At 67.1% G+C, this 14,729-nt stretch carries 13 protein-coding genes; 11 read left to right on the top strand and 2 right to left on the bottom strand.

Annotated elements, in window-relative coordinates; all coding sequences use genetic code 11:
* The first annotated feature begins 16 nt into the window (after window positions 1-16).
* The 7 genes from ACT4ML_RS16765 to ACT4ML_RS16735 all read left to right on the top strand — a co-directional run bounded on the left by ACT4ML_RS16765 (window position 17) and on the right by ACT4ML_RS16735 (window position 7,763).
* Entirely contained in the window at window positions 17-1,456 is a 1,440-nt protein-coding gene (locus tag ACT4ML_RS16765) for an FAD-dependent oxidoreductase (RefSeq protein ID WP_444721890.1), read from the top strand.
* 159 nt (window positions 1,457-1,615) lie between these two features.
* Window positions 1,616-2,287 carry an isochorismatase family protein gene (locus ACT4ML_RS16760; protein ID WP_444721889.1) on the top strand — a complete coding sequence of 224 codons (672 nt, stop codon included), beginning with the start codon at window positions 1,616-1,618 and terminating at the stop codon, window positions 2,285-2,287.
* Window positions 2,284-3,678 carry a dihydroorotase gene (locus tag ACT4ML_RS16755; protein WP_444721888.1) on the top strand — a complete coding sequence of 465 codons (1,395 nt, stop codon included), beginning with the start codon at window positions 2,284-2,286 and terminating at the stop codon, window positions 3,676-3,678. The genes ACT4ML_RS16760 and ACT4ML_RS16755 overlap by 4 nt, the downstream gene beginning before the upstream one ends.
* Before the next feature lie 85 nt (window positions 3,679-3,763).
* Window positions 3,764-4,972, top strand: coding sequence for a CaiB/BaiF CoA transferase family protein (locus tag ACT4ML_RS16750; RefSeq protein ID WP_444721887.1), 1,209 nt, complete (start codon window positions 3,764-3,766; stop codon window positions 4,970-4,972).
* A complete protein-coding gene (locus tag ACT4ML_RS16745) occupies window positions 4,969-5,916 on the top strand; it encodes a hydroxymethylglutaryl-CoA lyase (RefSeq protein ID WP_444721886.1) in 948 nt (315 codons plus the stop codon). The genes ACT4ML_RS16750 and ACT4ML_RS16745 overlap by 4 nt, the downstream gene beginning before the upstream one ends.
* Before the next feature lie 27 nt (window positions 5,917-5,943).
* On the top strand, window positions 5,944-7,263 hold the full coding sequence (locus tag ACT4ML_RS16740; protein ID WP_444721885.1) for a 3-isopropylmalate dehydratase large subunit: 1,320 nt from the start codon (window positions 5,944-5,946) through the stop codon (window positions 7,261-7,263).
* Window positions 7,260-7,763, top strand: coding sequence for a LeuD/DmdB family oxidoreductase small subunit (locus ACT4ML_RS16735; protein WP_444721884.1), 504 nt, complete (start codon window positions 7,260-7,262; stop codon window positions 7,761-7,763). The genes ACT4ML_RS16740 and ACT4ML_RS16735 overlap by 4 nt, the downstream gene beginning before the upstream one ends.
* Before the next feature lie 18 nt (window positions 7,764-7,781).
* On the opposite strand, the gene ACT4ML_RS16730 is transcribed toward ACT4ML_RS16735, so the two are convergent.
* A complete protein-coding gene (locus ACT4ML_RS16730) occupies window positions 7,782-8,672 on the bottom strand; it encodes an isocitrate lyase/PEP mutase family protein (RefSeq protein WP_444721883.1) in 891 nt (296 codons plus the stop codon).
* Window positions 8,673-8,727: 55 nt separating this feature from the next.
* The gene (locus ACT4ML_RS16725; protein ID WP_444721882.1) at window positions 8,728-10,098 is read right to left on the bottom strand and encodes an MmgE/PrpD family protein; all 1,371 of its coding nucleotides are present in this window, start codon (window positions 10,096-10,098) and stop codon (window positions 8,728-8,730) included.
* Between the two features lie 206 nt (window positions 10,099-10,304).
* Between ACT4ML_RS16725 and ACT4ML_RS16720 the strand changes: the two genes are divergently transcribed.
* The 4 genes from ACT4ML_RS16720 to ACT4ML_RS16705 all read left to right on the top strand — a co-directional run bounded on the left by ACT4ML_RS16720 (window position 10,305) and on the right by ACT4ML_RS16705 (window position 14,728).
* The gene (locus ACT4ML_RS16720) at window positions 10,305-10,679 is read left to right on the top strand and encodes a nuclear transport factor 2 family protein (protein WP_444721881.1); all 375 of its coding nucleotides are present in this window, start codon (window positions 10,305-10,307) and stop codon (window positions 10,677-10,679) included.
* Entirely contained in the window at window positions 10,676-11,656 is a 981-nt protein-coding gene (locus tag ACT4ML_RS16715) for an LLM class flavin-dependent oxidoreductase (protein WP_444721880.1), read from the top strand. The genes ACT4ML_RS16720 and ACT4ML_RS16715 overlap by 4 nt, the downstream gene beginning before the upstream one ends.
* A gap of 119 nt (window positions 11,657-11,775) precedes the next feature.
* Window positions 11,776-13,401 (top strand): ATP-binding cassette domain-containing protein, encoded by a 1,626-nt coding sequence (locus ACT4ML_RS16710; protein WP_444721879.1) that lies wholly within the window; start codon window positions 11,776-11,778, stop codon window positions 13,399-13,401.
* Window positions 13,402-13,495: 94 nt separating this feature from the next.
* Entirely contained in the window at window positions 13,496-14,728 is a 1,233-nt protein-coding gene (locus tag ACT4ML_RS16705; RefSeq protein ID WP_444721878.1) for an ABC transporter substrate-binding protein, read from the top strand.
* Window position 14,729: the final 1 nt, after the last annotated feature.

Genomic DNA, 14,729 nt, shown 5'->3' with positions numbered 1-14,729 from the left:
CACCGATACACACGGTATGTCGACTCCCGATTACAGCCGACGGACAATCGAAGATGCCACGCCCGAAGTCGTCTCCGTCGACGACGTGACGATCGACGTCGAAACCGACGTGCTCGTCGCCGGCGGCGGTGGAACGGGGCTGGTCGCCGCGCTCGCGGCTTCTGAACGAACGAACGGGACCGTCACCGTCCTCGAGAAGTCGGACCGGCTGGGTGGCAATACGTCGCTGTCGACGGGGATGATCCCCGCGGCGGGGACGCGGTTTCAGCGCGACGCGGGCATCGAGGAAACGGCCGACGACATGGCCCGGGACATCCTCGAGAAGAACGATTACGAGGCCGACGAGGAGATGGTACGACACCTCTGTGCGGAGAGCAAGCACTTGGTCCACTGGCTGGTCGACGACTGGGATATCACGCTCCGACTCGTGGACGATTTCAAGTACCCCCAACACTCGGCCTACCGGATGCACGCGCCGCCCGGCCGGAACGGGGAGCACTTGATAGACGAACTGGCGGCGCGGATCGAGGCCGCCGACGATATCGAACTGCTCACGAACACGCCCGTGACGAAACTCGTCGCGGACGGCGACGCGGTCGCGGGTGCGGTCGCCGGCGAAACGCACGAGGAGGTGATCGGCGCGGGGAAGGTCGTCCTCGCGACCGACGGCTTCGCCGGTAACCGGCGGATGGTCGAGAACAACTGCGGGGAGATCGCGGACGCGCTGTACTTCGGCTCGGACGGCAACACCGGCGACGGTATCCGCTGGGGAGCGGCGCTCGACGCCGAAATCGCGTACATGGATTCCTTCCAGGGGCACGCGACCGTCGTGCAGGGAACCGGCGCGCTCTCGACGTACGCGGTCATCATGAACGGCGGCGTCCTCGTCAACGAGGACGGCAAGCGGTTCGGCAACGAAGCCAAGGGCTATTCCGCGCTCGCCATCGACGTCGTCGACCAGCCGGGCGGCGTCGGCTACGAACTCTTCGACGAGCGGATCTTCGAGAAACTCCGCGGCGAGTTCGACGACTTCGACGAGGCGGTCGATCTCGGCTCGTACGTCAGCGCGCCCGACATCGAGACGCTGGCCGCAGAACTGGGGTGCGACCCGTCGGCGACCGCCGCGGCCCTCGAGTCGTACAACGATGCGGTTCGAGCGGACGAACCGGACTCGGTCGGCCGCGTCGACGGCCGCGCCGTCCTCGAGCCACCGTTTTACGGCGCGACGATCGTCGGCTCGCTGTTCCACACGCAGGGCGGCTTGCTCGTCGACGAACACGGCCGCGTCCTGCAGTCCGACGGGAGCGTCGTCGACAACCTCTACGCGGGCGGCGGCACCGCGGCGGGGATCAGCGGTCACGGCGCGGACGGCTACCTCAGCGGCAACGGGCTGACCACCGCGCTCGGACTCGGCCGACTCGCCGGTAGACACGCCGGCGACTCCCTCGAGGTGTGATTCGATGCCGCGCTCACACCCCTCGCCGGTCGGTCCGTCGACCGAACGGCCCATCTCTCCGCGCGGAGGCGCGGCGCTCTCTCGCCGGGCCGACGGAACCTATCGGGTTTCGGAGGCGAGTACGCAGCTTTATAGTCATTCGATCACACGTGTCAAGATATGACGGATCGTGTCTGGGAAGACCTGCTATCCGAGCAGGACAAACGTGTTATCGAGAAGGCAGGCTACGACAAGGACGGCGCGTCCTCGTGGGAGTCACGCGGCGCGGGCGAGAACCCGATGGTCCTCGTCATCGACGTCCAAGAACTGATCGTCGGCGACGACGTGCCGATCCTCGAGGCGGTCGAGGAACACCGCACCGCGATGGGAGAGATCGCGTGGGACGCGGTCGATCGGATCGCGGACTTCCTCGAGTTCGCCCGGGGGAACGATATCCCCGTCGGGTACACGCGGGTGGTCCCGAGTTCGTACGACGACCCGGACCACGAGGATCTCGCGATCGTCGATCCCGTCGCGCCCGAACCGGGCGAGACGGTCGTCGACAAGAGCTACGCGAGCGCGTTCTACGGCACCGATCTGCTCGCCCGGCTGAACCGCAACGACGTGGACACGCTGGTCGTCGTCGGCAACTCCACCAGCGGCTGCGTGCGGGCGACGACGGTCGACGCCCAGCAACACGGCTTCGACGTCGTCCTGCCACAGGAGTGCATCTTCGACCGGATCGAAGCCTCGCACAAGATCGGCCTGCTCGACATGTGGATGAAGTACGCGGAAGTGCTCGAGACCGACGAAGTCGAGGACTACCTCGAGAACATGGGTGAGTCGGAGTGACGGGTCACGACCTCGTGATCGAAAACGGCACTCTCGTCACCGAAGACGGGCTGCTCGAGGCCGACGTCGCCGCGAGCGACGGCCGAATCTCGGCGATCGGCGAACGCGGCTCGCTCGACGGCGACGAGACGATCGACGCCGGCGGCGACCACGTCCTGCCGGGCGCGATCGACCCCCACACTCACCACGGGATCTACAACTCGCTGGCCGAGGACGCGAACACGGAGAGCCGGTCGGATCTCGTCGGCGGCGTGACGACGACGGGGAACTTCTTCCGTCGGCCGGGTGCCTACGAGGAGATCATGGGCGACTACGTCGAGGCGGCCGAAGCGAACTACCGCCACGACTACTTCTTCTCGCTGGGACTGCTCTCGTTCGACCACGTCGCGGAGATCCCGACGATCATCGACGAGTTCGGGATCACGACGTTCAAGTGGTACATGAACTACAAGTACGCCGCCGCGGAGAAGTTCGGCGTCGACTGCGAGATGCGCGACGACTTCGGCGACGCGTTCATCGAGACGCTCGCCGACCAGGACGTGGAGACGACGCTCGGCTACCACTCCGAGAACGTCGAGATCACGAACGCGCTGGCGGGGGGTAACCCCTACGTCGAGACCGAAGCGGACGGGGACGCCGAGGAAGAGAGCTACGAGGTCTTCGTCGAGGAGTTCCCCGACTACGCCGAGACCCAGAGCATGGTCGCGGGCGCGAGCCTCGCGAAGCAACACGATTACGACGACAGCTTCTACGCCGTCCACGTCAGCGCCGGACGGACGGCCGACGAACTCGCGACGCTACAGGACGCGGGCTACGAGGTCACCGGCGAGACCTGCACCCACTACCTGACGCTGACCGCCGAGGAGTGCGACGACCGCATGAAGGTCAATCCGCCCGTGCGCCACGAGAGCGACAAGGAGACCCTCTGGGAGCGCGTCGCCGACGGCACCATCTCCTGTATCGGCACCGACCACTGCGCGAACACGACCGACGAGAAGATCGGCGACACCATCCGCGAGAGCAAACTCGGCTTCCCCTCGACGGCGACCATGCTCCCGCTGATCCTCTCGGAGGGGGTCAACGAGGGACGGATCGACCTCGAGCGCGCGGTCGAGGTCACGAGCACGAACACCGCGAAGGCGTGGAACCTCTACCCGAAGAAGGGGACGATCCGCGTCGGCAGCGACGCCGATCTGATCGTCGTCGACCTCGAGGAGACGAAGACGGTGACGCCCGAGTTGCTCCGGAGCGTCGCCGATTACTCGATCTACGAGGGCCGCGAGGTGACGGGATGGCCGACCCACACCGTCGCGGGCGGCGAACTCGCCTACGCGGACGGCGAGGTGCTGGCCGAGCCCGGCACGGGCACCCACGTCGATCGCCCGGTCTGACCGATCGGCCCCGCCACGAACAGCGTTATACGCGACCCAACCCGACGATGACACACGCGACTGAACGACGACACACACGACTTCGATGACAGACGACACTCCGGGTCCGCTCGACGGACTCACGGTAGTAGAAGCGGGATCGATGATCTCCGGACCGACCGTCGGTCGGCTCCTCGCCGACTTCGGCGCGACGGTGATCAAGGTCGAACACCCCGAACACGGCGATCACATTCGCAACTTCGGGACCCAGAAGGACGGCATCGGTATGTGGCACAAGTATCTGAGCCGGAACAAGCAGTCCGTGACGCTCGACGTCTCCTCCGAGCGGGGACAGACCGTCTTCGTCGACCTCGTCTCGGAAGCCGACGTGCTGATCGAGAACTTCCGACCCGGCACGCTCGAGCGCTGGAACCTCGGCTGGGACGCCCTCTCCGAGGAGAATCCGGGGCTCGTCATGCTGCGGATGTCGGGGTACGGACAGACGGGGCCGTACTCCGAAAAGCCGGGTTTCGGGACGCTCGCGGAGGCGATGAGCGGTTTCGCCTACGTCAACGGCTTCGAGGACCGGCCGCCCCTGTTGCCGCCGACGGGACTGGCGGACAACATCGCCGCACTGTACGCGACGTTCTCGGTGATGTTCGCGCTGTACCACCGCGACGTCAACGGCGGCACCGGGCAGTACATCGACGTGAGCCTGATCGAGCCGATCTTCAACCTGATCGGCCCGTTCCCGTTGACCTACGATCAGACCGGCGAGATCGCCCGCCGCTCGGGCAATCGGTCGACCTCGTCGGCCCCGCGGAACGTCTACCGAACCGGCGACGACCGCTGGGTCGCCCTCGCCGCGAGCGCACAGCCGCTCGCGATGCGGACCTTCGACGCGATCGGCCGACCTGACCTGAAAGACGACCCGCGATTCGCCGACAACGAGCGCCGCCTCGAGAACGTCGAGGAACTCGACGAGATCATCGGAGACTGGATGGCCGACCACACCCGCGAGGAGATCCTCGAGACGTTCGAGGAACACGACGCGACGATCGCGCCGGTGTACAACGTCGCGGACATCATGGAGGACGATCACTACGAGGCCCGAGAGGCGGTCGTCAGAGTCGACGACGACGATCTCGGCGAGGCGGCCGTCCAGAACGCGATTCCGAAGTTCAGCGAGACGCCGGGTCGCGTCGATCACCTCGGCTCGGACCTCGGTGAACACAACGAGGACGTGTTCGGTGGGTATCTGGGCTACGACGACGACGTGCTGGCGGAACTCGAGTCGGAGGGCGTGATCCGATGACACTCCCCGAGGCCGCGACGATCGTCGAGATGCTCCCGCGGGACGGCTTCCAGCGCTATCCGGAGTTCGTCCCGACCGACGAGAAAGTCGAAATCATCGACGCGCTCTCGGAGACGGGCGTCGACGAGATCGAGTTCACCTCGTTTACCCATCCCGAGGCGGTTCCCGGACTTCGCGACGCCGACGAGGTCGCCGAGCGTATCGACCGGCGCGACGACGTGACCTACCGGGCGCTCGTGCCGAACGATATCGGGATGGAGCGGGCCATCCAGGCCGACGTCGACAAGGTCAACGCCCTGGTCGTCATCAGCGACACCTACCGCGAGAAAAACCAGGGGATGAGCTTGGAGGAGAACTTAGAGCAGGTCAGGGCCATCGTCGAGATGGCCGAGGGGACGGGGATCGAAGTCGAGGCGGGACTCGGCACGAGTTTCTTCTGTCCCTACGAGGGCCGGATCCCGCTGGCGCGAACCCGCTACGTCGTCGACCGCGTCCTCGAGGCCGGCGTCGACGAAGTGACTCTCGCGACGACGATGGGGATGGCCGACCCGTGCGGGATCACGGAGACGCTGACGTCCGTCTCCGAGCAGCATCCGGACGCGGACCTCGGGGTCCACCTGCACGACACCAACGGCATGAGTCTCGCGAACACGCTCGCGGCCATGCAGTGTGGCGTCTCGCGGTTCGATACCTCGGTCTGTGGCCTCGGCGGCGGGACGATCCTCCCCGGCGGACTGGGCGATGTCGGCAACACGCCGACGGAGGACCTCGTCAACATGCTCCGCGACATGGGGATCGAAACCGGCGTCGACTTCGACCGGCTGCTCGCAGTCGCCGAAGACGTCGCCGAACGGCTCGAGCTGGGAACGCCGAGCCGCGCGTTACTGGGCGGGACCCGCGAGCAGGTACTCGAGGCCGCCGCCGGCGAATCGACGACCGACTAATCGACACTCAACACAGCCACCACAGCTATGACAGGAAAAACGATAACGGAGAAGATCCTCTCGGAGAAATCGGGCGAAGACGCGACCGCCGGCGACTACGTCGAGGCGACGGTCGACGCGATGGTCACGCACGACGTGACCGGACCGCTGACCATCGACGTCTTCGAGGACGTGACCGGCGAGGACGCGGCGCTGGCCGCGCCGGAGAACGTCGTCTTCACGCTCGATCACCACGCTCCCGCGGACGGGGTACAGGCCGCGAACAACCACAACATCGTCAGGGAATTCGCCGCCGAGTACGGAGCGAACCAGTACGAGATCAGCGACGGCATCTGCCACCAAGTGATGATCGAGGAGGGGTTCGTCGAACCGGGCGATCTCGTCATCGGGGCTGACTCCCACTCGACGACCTACGGCGGACTGGGCGCGCTCGGAACGGGCGTCGGATCGACCGACCTCGGGACCGCCTTTGCCACGGGCGAACTCTGGTTCCGCGTCCCCGAAACGATCCGCTTCGAGGTCGAGGGCGACCTGCCAGACGGCGTCTACGCGAAAGACCTCATCCTCCGCTTTATCGGCGATGTCGGCTTCGCCGGTGCGACGTACAAGACGGCCGAGTACGGCGGGAGCGCGATCCGCGACCTGCCGATTCACCAGCGGCTCGTGCTCTCGAACATGGCGATCGAGATGGGCGGCAAAGCCGGCATCGTCGAACCGGACGACCGAACGGCGACCTACCTCGAGGAGCAGGCCGGTCTCGAGGTCGGGGTCGATCCCGACCTCACCGCCGACGACGACGCGAGTTACGAGGCCGTCTACACCTACGACGGCGACGCCCTCGCGCCGCAGGTCTCGAAGCCGTCGAACCCGGAAAACGCGGTCGACGTGGGCGAGACCGCCGGCACGGACATCAATCAGGTCTTCGTCGGTACCTGTACCAACGGCCGCTACGAGGACATCCGAGTCGTCGCAGATGTCCTCGCGGGCGAGCAGGTCGCCCCGAACACCCGCCTGATCGTCGTCCCGGCCTCCCGGGCGGTGTATCAGCGGTGTCTCGAGACGGGCGTGCTCGAGGTGCTCGTCGACGCGGGCGCGACGTTCCAGAGCGCCGGTTGCGGGCCGTGTTTCGGCACGCACCAGGGCGCGCTCGGCGACGGCGATGTCGCGCTGGCGACGGCCAACCGCAACTTCCCCGGCCGCGAGGGGTCGATGGAGAGTCGGGTCTACCTCGGCAGTCCGGCGACCGCGGCCGCGACGGCGCTGTACGGCGAGATCACCGATCCGCGGGAGATCGAGACGACGCGGTACGACGATCACGCCGTCTCCGACGTGGGGGTGGTTCGATGAGCGTCGACGGAACCGGACGCGCGTGGGTCTTCGGCGACGACATCGATACCGACCAGATCACCCCCTCGCGGTTTCTGGTCTCGAGCGATCCGGACGAACTCGGCGAGCACGCGTTCAATGACCTCCGGCCCGAGTTCGCCGACGACGTCGAACCCGGCGACTTCGTCGTCGCGGGCGAGAACTTCGGGAGCGGCTCCTCGCGGGAACACGCCCCGCTCTCGCTCGTCGGTGCCGGCGTCGCCGGCGTCGTCGCCCAGTCGTTCGCACGGATCTTCTTCCGGAACGCGATCAATCTCGGTCTGCCGGTGTTGCTCTGCCCGGGCGTCGGCGAGATCGACGACGGGGCCGAAATCTCGATCGACGTCGACGAGGGGTTCGTCTACGATCACGACGAGGAGATCCGGTACGACGCCGAACCGCTGCCGCCGTTCCTGCAGGACCTCGTCGATCAGGGCGGACTCAAACCGTACACGAGACGAAAACTCGAGTCGGCCGACTGAGGCCGCTGGCAGCCGTTTTCATTCCGACCCGTCCGTGTCCTCCGCGGCGTATCGCTTCTCGCGCTCGCGCCACGTCTCGAGGTCGGTCACGTCGTCGCGGTCCTCCCACGTGCCGAGCCGGTCGACGAGCCCGCGCTCGTTCCCGGTTTCGATGAGTTCCGAGTAGACGGCCTCGAGCAGCCGTAGCTTCGCTTTCTGTGCCGTCGTCGCGAAGAGCAGGACGTCGTACCCCATCTCCGCGACCCGCTCGGCGGGGAGCATCGGGCTCTTCCCGCCGTAGGGGAGGTTGACGACCAGCGGCACGTCGGCGAGGCGATCGCCGATCTCGGCCAGTTGCGCCTCCGTTTCCGGGGCGTCGACGAAGATCCCGTCGGCCCCGGCCTCGACGTACGTTCGGGCGCGGTCGATCGCCTCCTCGAGTCCCCCGACTGCGACCGCGTCGGTGCGAGCGACGACGACGAACGAGTCGTCCTCGCGGGCGTCGATCGCGGCCTCGAGTTTGCCGACCATCTCGTCGGCCGTAACGAGTCGCTTCCCGTCGAAGTGACCGCACTGCTTCGGCGCGCGCTGGTCCTCGATGTGGACGCCGGCCGCGCCGGCGCGCTCGAACTCGCGGACGGTCCGGTAGACGTTCAGCGCGTTCCCGTAGCCGGCGTCCGCGTCGCAGAACACCGGTCGGTCGACGGCACCGGTGATCTCGCGAACGCGATCGACGGTCTCCGACATCGTCGTCAGGCCGACGTCTGGGCCGCCGTGGACGGCCGTCGCGACGGCGTTGCCGCTGACGTAGAGGGCGTCGGCGTCGGCCCGTTCGGCGATCGTCGCCTCGAGCGCGTCCGCGACGCCCGGCGCGAGGAGGAGGTCGTCGCGATCGAACCGGTCTCGGAGCGTCGCGTCTGAATCGGTCATAGGTGCCCTGAGAATCGGTCGGGCTAATGGGTTTTCGTTCCGTTTGGCGGCCGGCTCAGGGTCGCAACCGGGCACTGATCTCCCGCGCGTCGGCCGCTCGCGGGTCGCGAACGACGGCGAACGCGTCCTCGGCGCTCCCGTCCGGGAGGCCGTAGTCGAGCAGCGCCCGCAATCGCTCGTCGAACGCCGCCGGCGCGATCGGATCGCGGTGGTCCCCCGCAGGATACGCCCGTTCGCCGACCGCGGTCCGGCCGTCGGCGTACTCGAGGGTGACTCGAGCGCCCCAGTTCTCGGGGAAGGCGTCGTCGAACTCGTCGGCCCCTCGGACGGTCACGCGATCGGCGAGGGCCCGGACCGCGTCGTCCGCGACCCGGTCCGGGTGGAAGTGCTCGAGACGGAGCTCACCGCTTCTCAGGTATCGCGCGAGGACGTACGGGATCGAGAACTTTGCGCCGGTGAGCGTCGTCGGTTCGGTGTGGGCCATGTCGACCGCGTTCGCGTAGGTCTCGACGACGATCCGATCGATCGCGTCCGAATCGATCGGGCCGTCGATTTCGCGGAGAGCGTCGACGGGCGCGTGCGTGTACCGACACGACGGATACGGCTTGAAGTAGTTCTCCGTGATCGCCCAGTGGTCGCCGAGCGAAGCGAACCGCTCGGCGAACCCGTCCGGCAACAGCTCCTCGAACGGGTCGTAGACCGACCGCATTACGTCCGGCGAGCCGGGAATGCCCGCCGCCGCGAGTTGGGCCATCGTCACGCCGACGCCGGCGGACGCGCCCGCGGTCAGGTTCCGCGACGGCGGTCCCGCCTCGTAGGGGTCGTCCATCGAGACCAGGGCGCGGTTGGCGGCCAGTCGGAACGCCTCGCGAGCCACACTGGGATCGGGGTCGGTACACAGCACGCCGGCGAGCGCCGGGCCGACGGTCGTCCACGTCGCGTGGGGGTCCCTGACGAGCCACGGGACGCCCTCGTTGAGCCGCTCTTTCATCGCGAAGATCGCCTCCTCGAGCCGGGCGCAGATCTCGTAGGCCTTGACACAGCTTTCGACCAGCGTCTCTCCGTCGGCGTCCGCGCGTTCGGCCATCGCGAGCGCCCCGACGACGATGCCCGAGCCGACGTGACCGCCGGTGTTGTGGCCCTCTTCGATCTCCTGTGCGATGGCCGCCGCCCCGTTCAGCGTGGCGGCCTGTACCGGCGACGTGGTGCGACTCGAGCCGATAACCGTCGACGGCCCGTCCGGGAGATCGACGGACTCCCACGCCGCTTCGTACGGCTCGACAGCGCTCCCCGAGACCGTCGCGGCCAGCACGTCGGCGACGGTCATCGCCCCCCGCTCGAGGACCGGTTCCGGGATCGGTCGCTCGAGGAAGTCGAAGATCGACGCCTCCCACGGGCTCGCCGGATCGGGTGCGCTCGTCGTCACGGGTCGTCCCTCCTCGGCGCGGCGGGGGTTGATCGACTGATGCGAATCGGACTGCGCTCGCGCTGCTCGCGGCGCTGCGAGCGAGTGGTACTCGAGACCATACCACTCGTTTCGGCGACGCGCACCTAAAGCTATCTTCCGAGCGGGGTGGTCCGCGGCCGGTCCGAGGGGAACGTTAAGTCCACGCCGCCGAATGCACGACGCGTATGACCGACACGCCGAGAGCGCTGGTCGAGGAGTTCTTCGAGCGGATGGCCAACGACGAGCGTCGGCACACCGTCGGCGATTGCTTCGCCGAGAACGCGGTGATCACCCTCCCCGGAGCGCGGTTCGAGGGCCCCGGCGCGGCCGACGAGATGCTCGAGTGGCTCGCACCCCGCTACGAGCGAGCGGCGAAGGAGTACGCGGACTGGATCGAAGCGAGCCCGGTCGTCGTCAGTCAGGGCACCCTCTTCGGCGTCGACGCCGACGGCGAGCGGTTCGAGGACGTCCGGTACGTCGACATCTACCGGATCGAGGACGGTGAGATCGCTCGGCTGGACATCTACAACGACCTCGCGGCCGAGGGGGTCATCGAATGACCGAGCGCACGGGGGTCCTCTTCTCGACGCGGGACGACCTCGAGCTCGTGCGGACCGCCGAGGAACTGGGCTTCGAGAGCGTCTGGGCCGCCGAGGGGCAGGGCGAGACCGCGTTCGGGAAACTCGAGCGGTGGGCGACGGTCACGGACGAGATCCGGCTGGCGACGGGCATCGTCAACCCGTTCTCGCGGACCCCGGCCGCGACGGCGCAGGCGATCGCGACCCTCGACGCCCACTCGGGCGGTCGCGCGATCCTCGGCCTCGGAGTCGCCCATCCGGGCGTCGTCGAGGGCTTCCACGGCGTCGACTTCGACCGGCCGCTCGCGCGGCTGGCCGAGTACGTCGAACTGGTCCGGCGCTACCTCGCGGGCGACCCCGGCGCGTTCGACGGCGACTTTTTCGCGCCCGACCGGACCGCCTTCTGGGACGCCTTCGATCCGGTCCGGAGCGAGATCCCGATCTACAACGCGGCGCTCGGCCCGGGTAACGTCCGCCTGACCGGCGAACTGGCCGACGGCTGGCTGCCTAACCTCTACCCCGAAGCCCGGTTCGAAACGGCGCTCGAGTGGCTCGAGACGGGAGCCGACCGCGCGGATCGTGCCGTCGACGACATCGACGTCGCGATGTACGTCCTCGTGTCGGTCGCCGACGATCCGGAACGGGCGCGCGCGGCCGCCGCCGAACACGTCGCGACGTACTTCCGCGACATCCCGGGCTATTACGACCGCGTGGCTGCGGAAGCGGGATTCGAGCCGATGATCGACGCGATCCGGGCGGCACCCACGACGGAGGCGGCGGCCGCGGCCGTCGAGGACGAGTTTCTCGACCACGTCGCGGTCGTCGGCGACGAAACGGCTGTCAGGGAGCGACTGGCCGCGCTCAGGGACGCGGGCGTCGATCTACCGATCGTCCGAGCGCCGATCGGCGTCGACCGCGCTGCGGACGAGCGGCTCCTGCGCGCGACGCGGCCGCTGTGAGTCCGCGACCGTCGCGTGAACGGGGCGGTTCGGCCGGCTGTGGTTTATGAGACAATCGTCCGGGAACGCTCCGGTGAACTGTGGGAAACCCTTAAGCGGATACTCTCTGATATACGCCCGTGAGCGAACCGATACTCGAGACTGTGGAGTTACGGAAACAGTTCGGCAACCTGATCGCGAACGACGGGATCTCCCTGCAGGTCGAGGCGGGCGAGATCCACGGGATCATCGGCCCGAACGGGAGCGGCAAGTCGACGTTTTTCAACACGGTAACCGGGTTCTACGACGCCGACGGGGGGTCGGTCTACTTCGACGGGACCGACATCACCGACGCGTCGCCGGACGCGATCGCGCGACGCGGCCTCGGCCGGACGTTCCAGATCGCCTCTCCGTTCCGGGACCTCTCCGTCAGGGAGAACCTGCTGAGCGTCTACACCGCCGGCCTCCGCTCGGGACTCCGGATCACCGAGGGGAAACGCGAGCGCGCCCAAGAGATCATCGAGCGCCTCGAGATCGAACACATCGCCGACCACGAGGCCAGCGACATCAGCGGCGGCCAACAGCAACTCCTCGAGCTCGGACGGATCCTGATGCTCGACCCCCAGTGTATCATGCTCGACGAGCCCACCGCGGGGGTGAACCCGGCGCTGCAGAACCGGATCCTCGATCATCTGCACGAACTCAACGAGGAGGGGCAGACCTTCGTGATCATCGAACACGACATGAGCGTTATCTCCGGACTCACGGACCGCGTCACCGTCTTCGATCAGGGGAAGGTCGTGATGGACGGCGACTTCGAGACGGTGACCAGCGACGAGCGCGTCCGGGAGGCGTATCTCGGCGCGGAGACCGATCCCGACGCCGGACTCGGTGACGCACTCGGAGCAGGTCCCGACTCGAATGCGGCCGCGGACCCGTCCGCGAGCGAGGCCGACGGCGGCGCGGCGACGGCTTCGGGGGGCGGCTCGAGCGCGGCTGCGGCGGGTGCGAGCGCAACGACGCAGGTCGTCGAGACCGACGCCGATCCGATCGGCGAGCAGCGCCGACTCGTCGCGGACGACATCGTTACTGGCTACGGCAATCACACCGTGATCGACGACGTTTCCGTCGAGAGCCACGACGGCGTCACCTGCATCTTCGGCCCCAACGGCAGCGGGAAGTCGACGCTACTCAAGGCGCTCGTCGGCGCGGTCCCCGTCTGGTCGGGTTCGATCTCGCTCGGCGAGACGGATATCACCGAGACGAACGCCGCCGAGAACCTCAAGCACGGCATGGTGATGCTCCCGCAGGACGGCGGCATCTTCGGCTCCCTGACGGTCAGGGAGAACCTCCTGCTCGGCGGATTCCGCGTCGACCGCGACGTTCGTCGCGAACGGCTCGACACCGTCCTCGAGGTGTTTCCCGATCTCGAGGACAAACTCGACGCGAAGGGCAGTTCCCTTTCGGGCGGCCAACAGATGATGCTGAGTTTCGGGCGGGCCATGATGACCGGCTCGGAGCTGTTCCTCCTCGACGAGCCGTCGGCGGGACTCTCCCCGGCGCTCGTCGACGACGTCTTCGAGATGACCCAGACGCTCGTCGAGCAGGGCGCACAGGTGATCCTCGTCGAACAGAACGTTCGCGAGGCGCTGCGAATCGCCGATTACGTCTACATTCTCGCACAGGGCCGTCTGCAGTTCGACGGCCCGGCGGCGGAACTGCTCGATGAAGACGAACTCGTCGAACTCTATCTCGGTCTCGAGTGATCGCCCGGCCCATCTGCTATTTCCAATCGCGCCGCTTCTGTCGTATGTCCTCGTTTGGCAAACTTATATGTGGGTTGGTTCCAGATACCATTGTATGCGGAGGACTACCAGCCAATCGGATAGACGGTCGTTTATCAAGTACGTCGGTGCCGCGGGAACGCTCGGTCTCGCGGGGTGTGTCGGACAGGACCCCTCGGATGATGACGGAGACGGGAGCAGCGTTGTCATCGGATCGAACCACCCGCTGAGCGGGAGCCTCGGCGGAACGGGGACGCGGATGGACAACGCGGTCCAGCTGGCCGCCATGATGAAGAACGAAAACGGCGGCATCGAATCGCTCGACGGCGCGGAACTCGAGGTCATCAGCGAGGACAATCAGGGGAATCAGGAACTCGGGGGCGAAGTGACCGACAGCCTCATCGACGATGGGGCCGACGTCGTTACCGGCTGTTTCTCCTCCCCGGTCACTAACGCGGCGACGCGTGCGGCCGAGCGCGCCGGCGTTCCGTTCGTCATCTCCGTCTCCGTCGACGACGCGATCCTCCAAGACAACGACCTGCAGTATGCCTACCGACCGCAGCCGCCCGCGTCGCAGATGGCAGTCGACCACGCCGAGTTGATGCCACAGGTCATCCGCGACGCCGGACGGGAGGTCCAGACGGCGGGGCTGTACTACATCAACATCGACTTTGGCCAATCGGTCCGGGACAGCCTCCGGGCGGAACTGCCGAACCAAGACATCGAAATCGTTGAGGAGGTCAGCATCGACTTCGGCGAGACGGCCGACACGGCGGTCACGCAACTGGCCGACGCGGACCCGGACGTCGTGATCGCGACGACCTACGAGGCGGAGACGGTCGAACTCGTCAGGGCGATGGACAACCAGGACTACGCGCCCCCGTTCATCGCCGGCTGTGCGAACGAGGCGCTCAACGACGTGGGCGCGCTCGAGGAGATGGGCGAGACCGTCGAGGGCGCGCTGCCGACGAACTTCGCGCTCAACCCCACTCTCGATCGCGCGAGCGAGGTTCGAGAGCGGTACGAAAGCGAGTTCGACGAATCGTTCGACGCCAACGTCGCGATGACCTACGCGGCGACGGAGGTCATCATCGCGGGCATCGAGGAAGCGGGCTCGAGCGATCCCGAGGATATCAACGACGCGCTCTCCGAGATCGAGGTCAGCGACCACATCGCGGCGATGCCGCCGATCTCGTTCGACGAGAACGGCGAGAACGAAAACGCCCTCGCACCGCTGTTCCAAGTTCAGGACCTCGACGACCGCGTCGTCTTCCCCGAAGAGTACGCCGAGACCGAGATCGATCTGTAAC

Origin of the sequence: Natrinema sp. LN54, assembly GCF_052439245.1 — an archaeon.
GTDB lineage: Archaea > Halobacteriota > Halobacteria > Halobacteriales > Natrialbaceae > Natrinema > Natrinema versiforme_A.
This window is presented reverse-complemented; position numbering and strand designations above follow the sequence as displayed.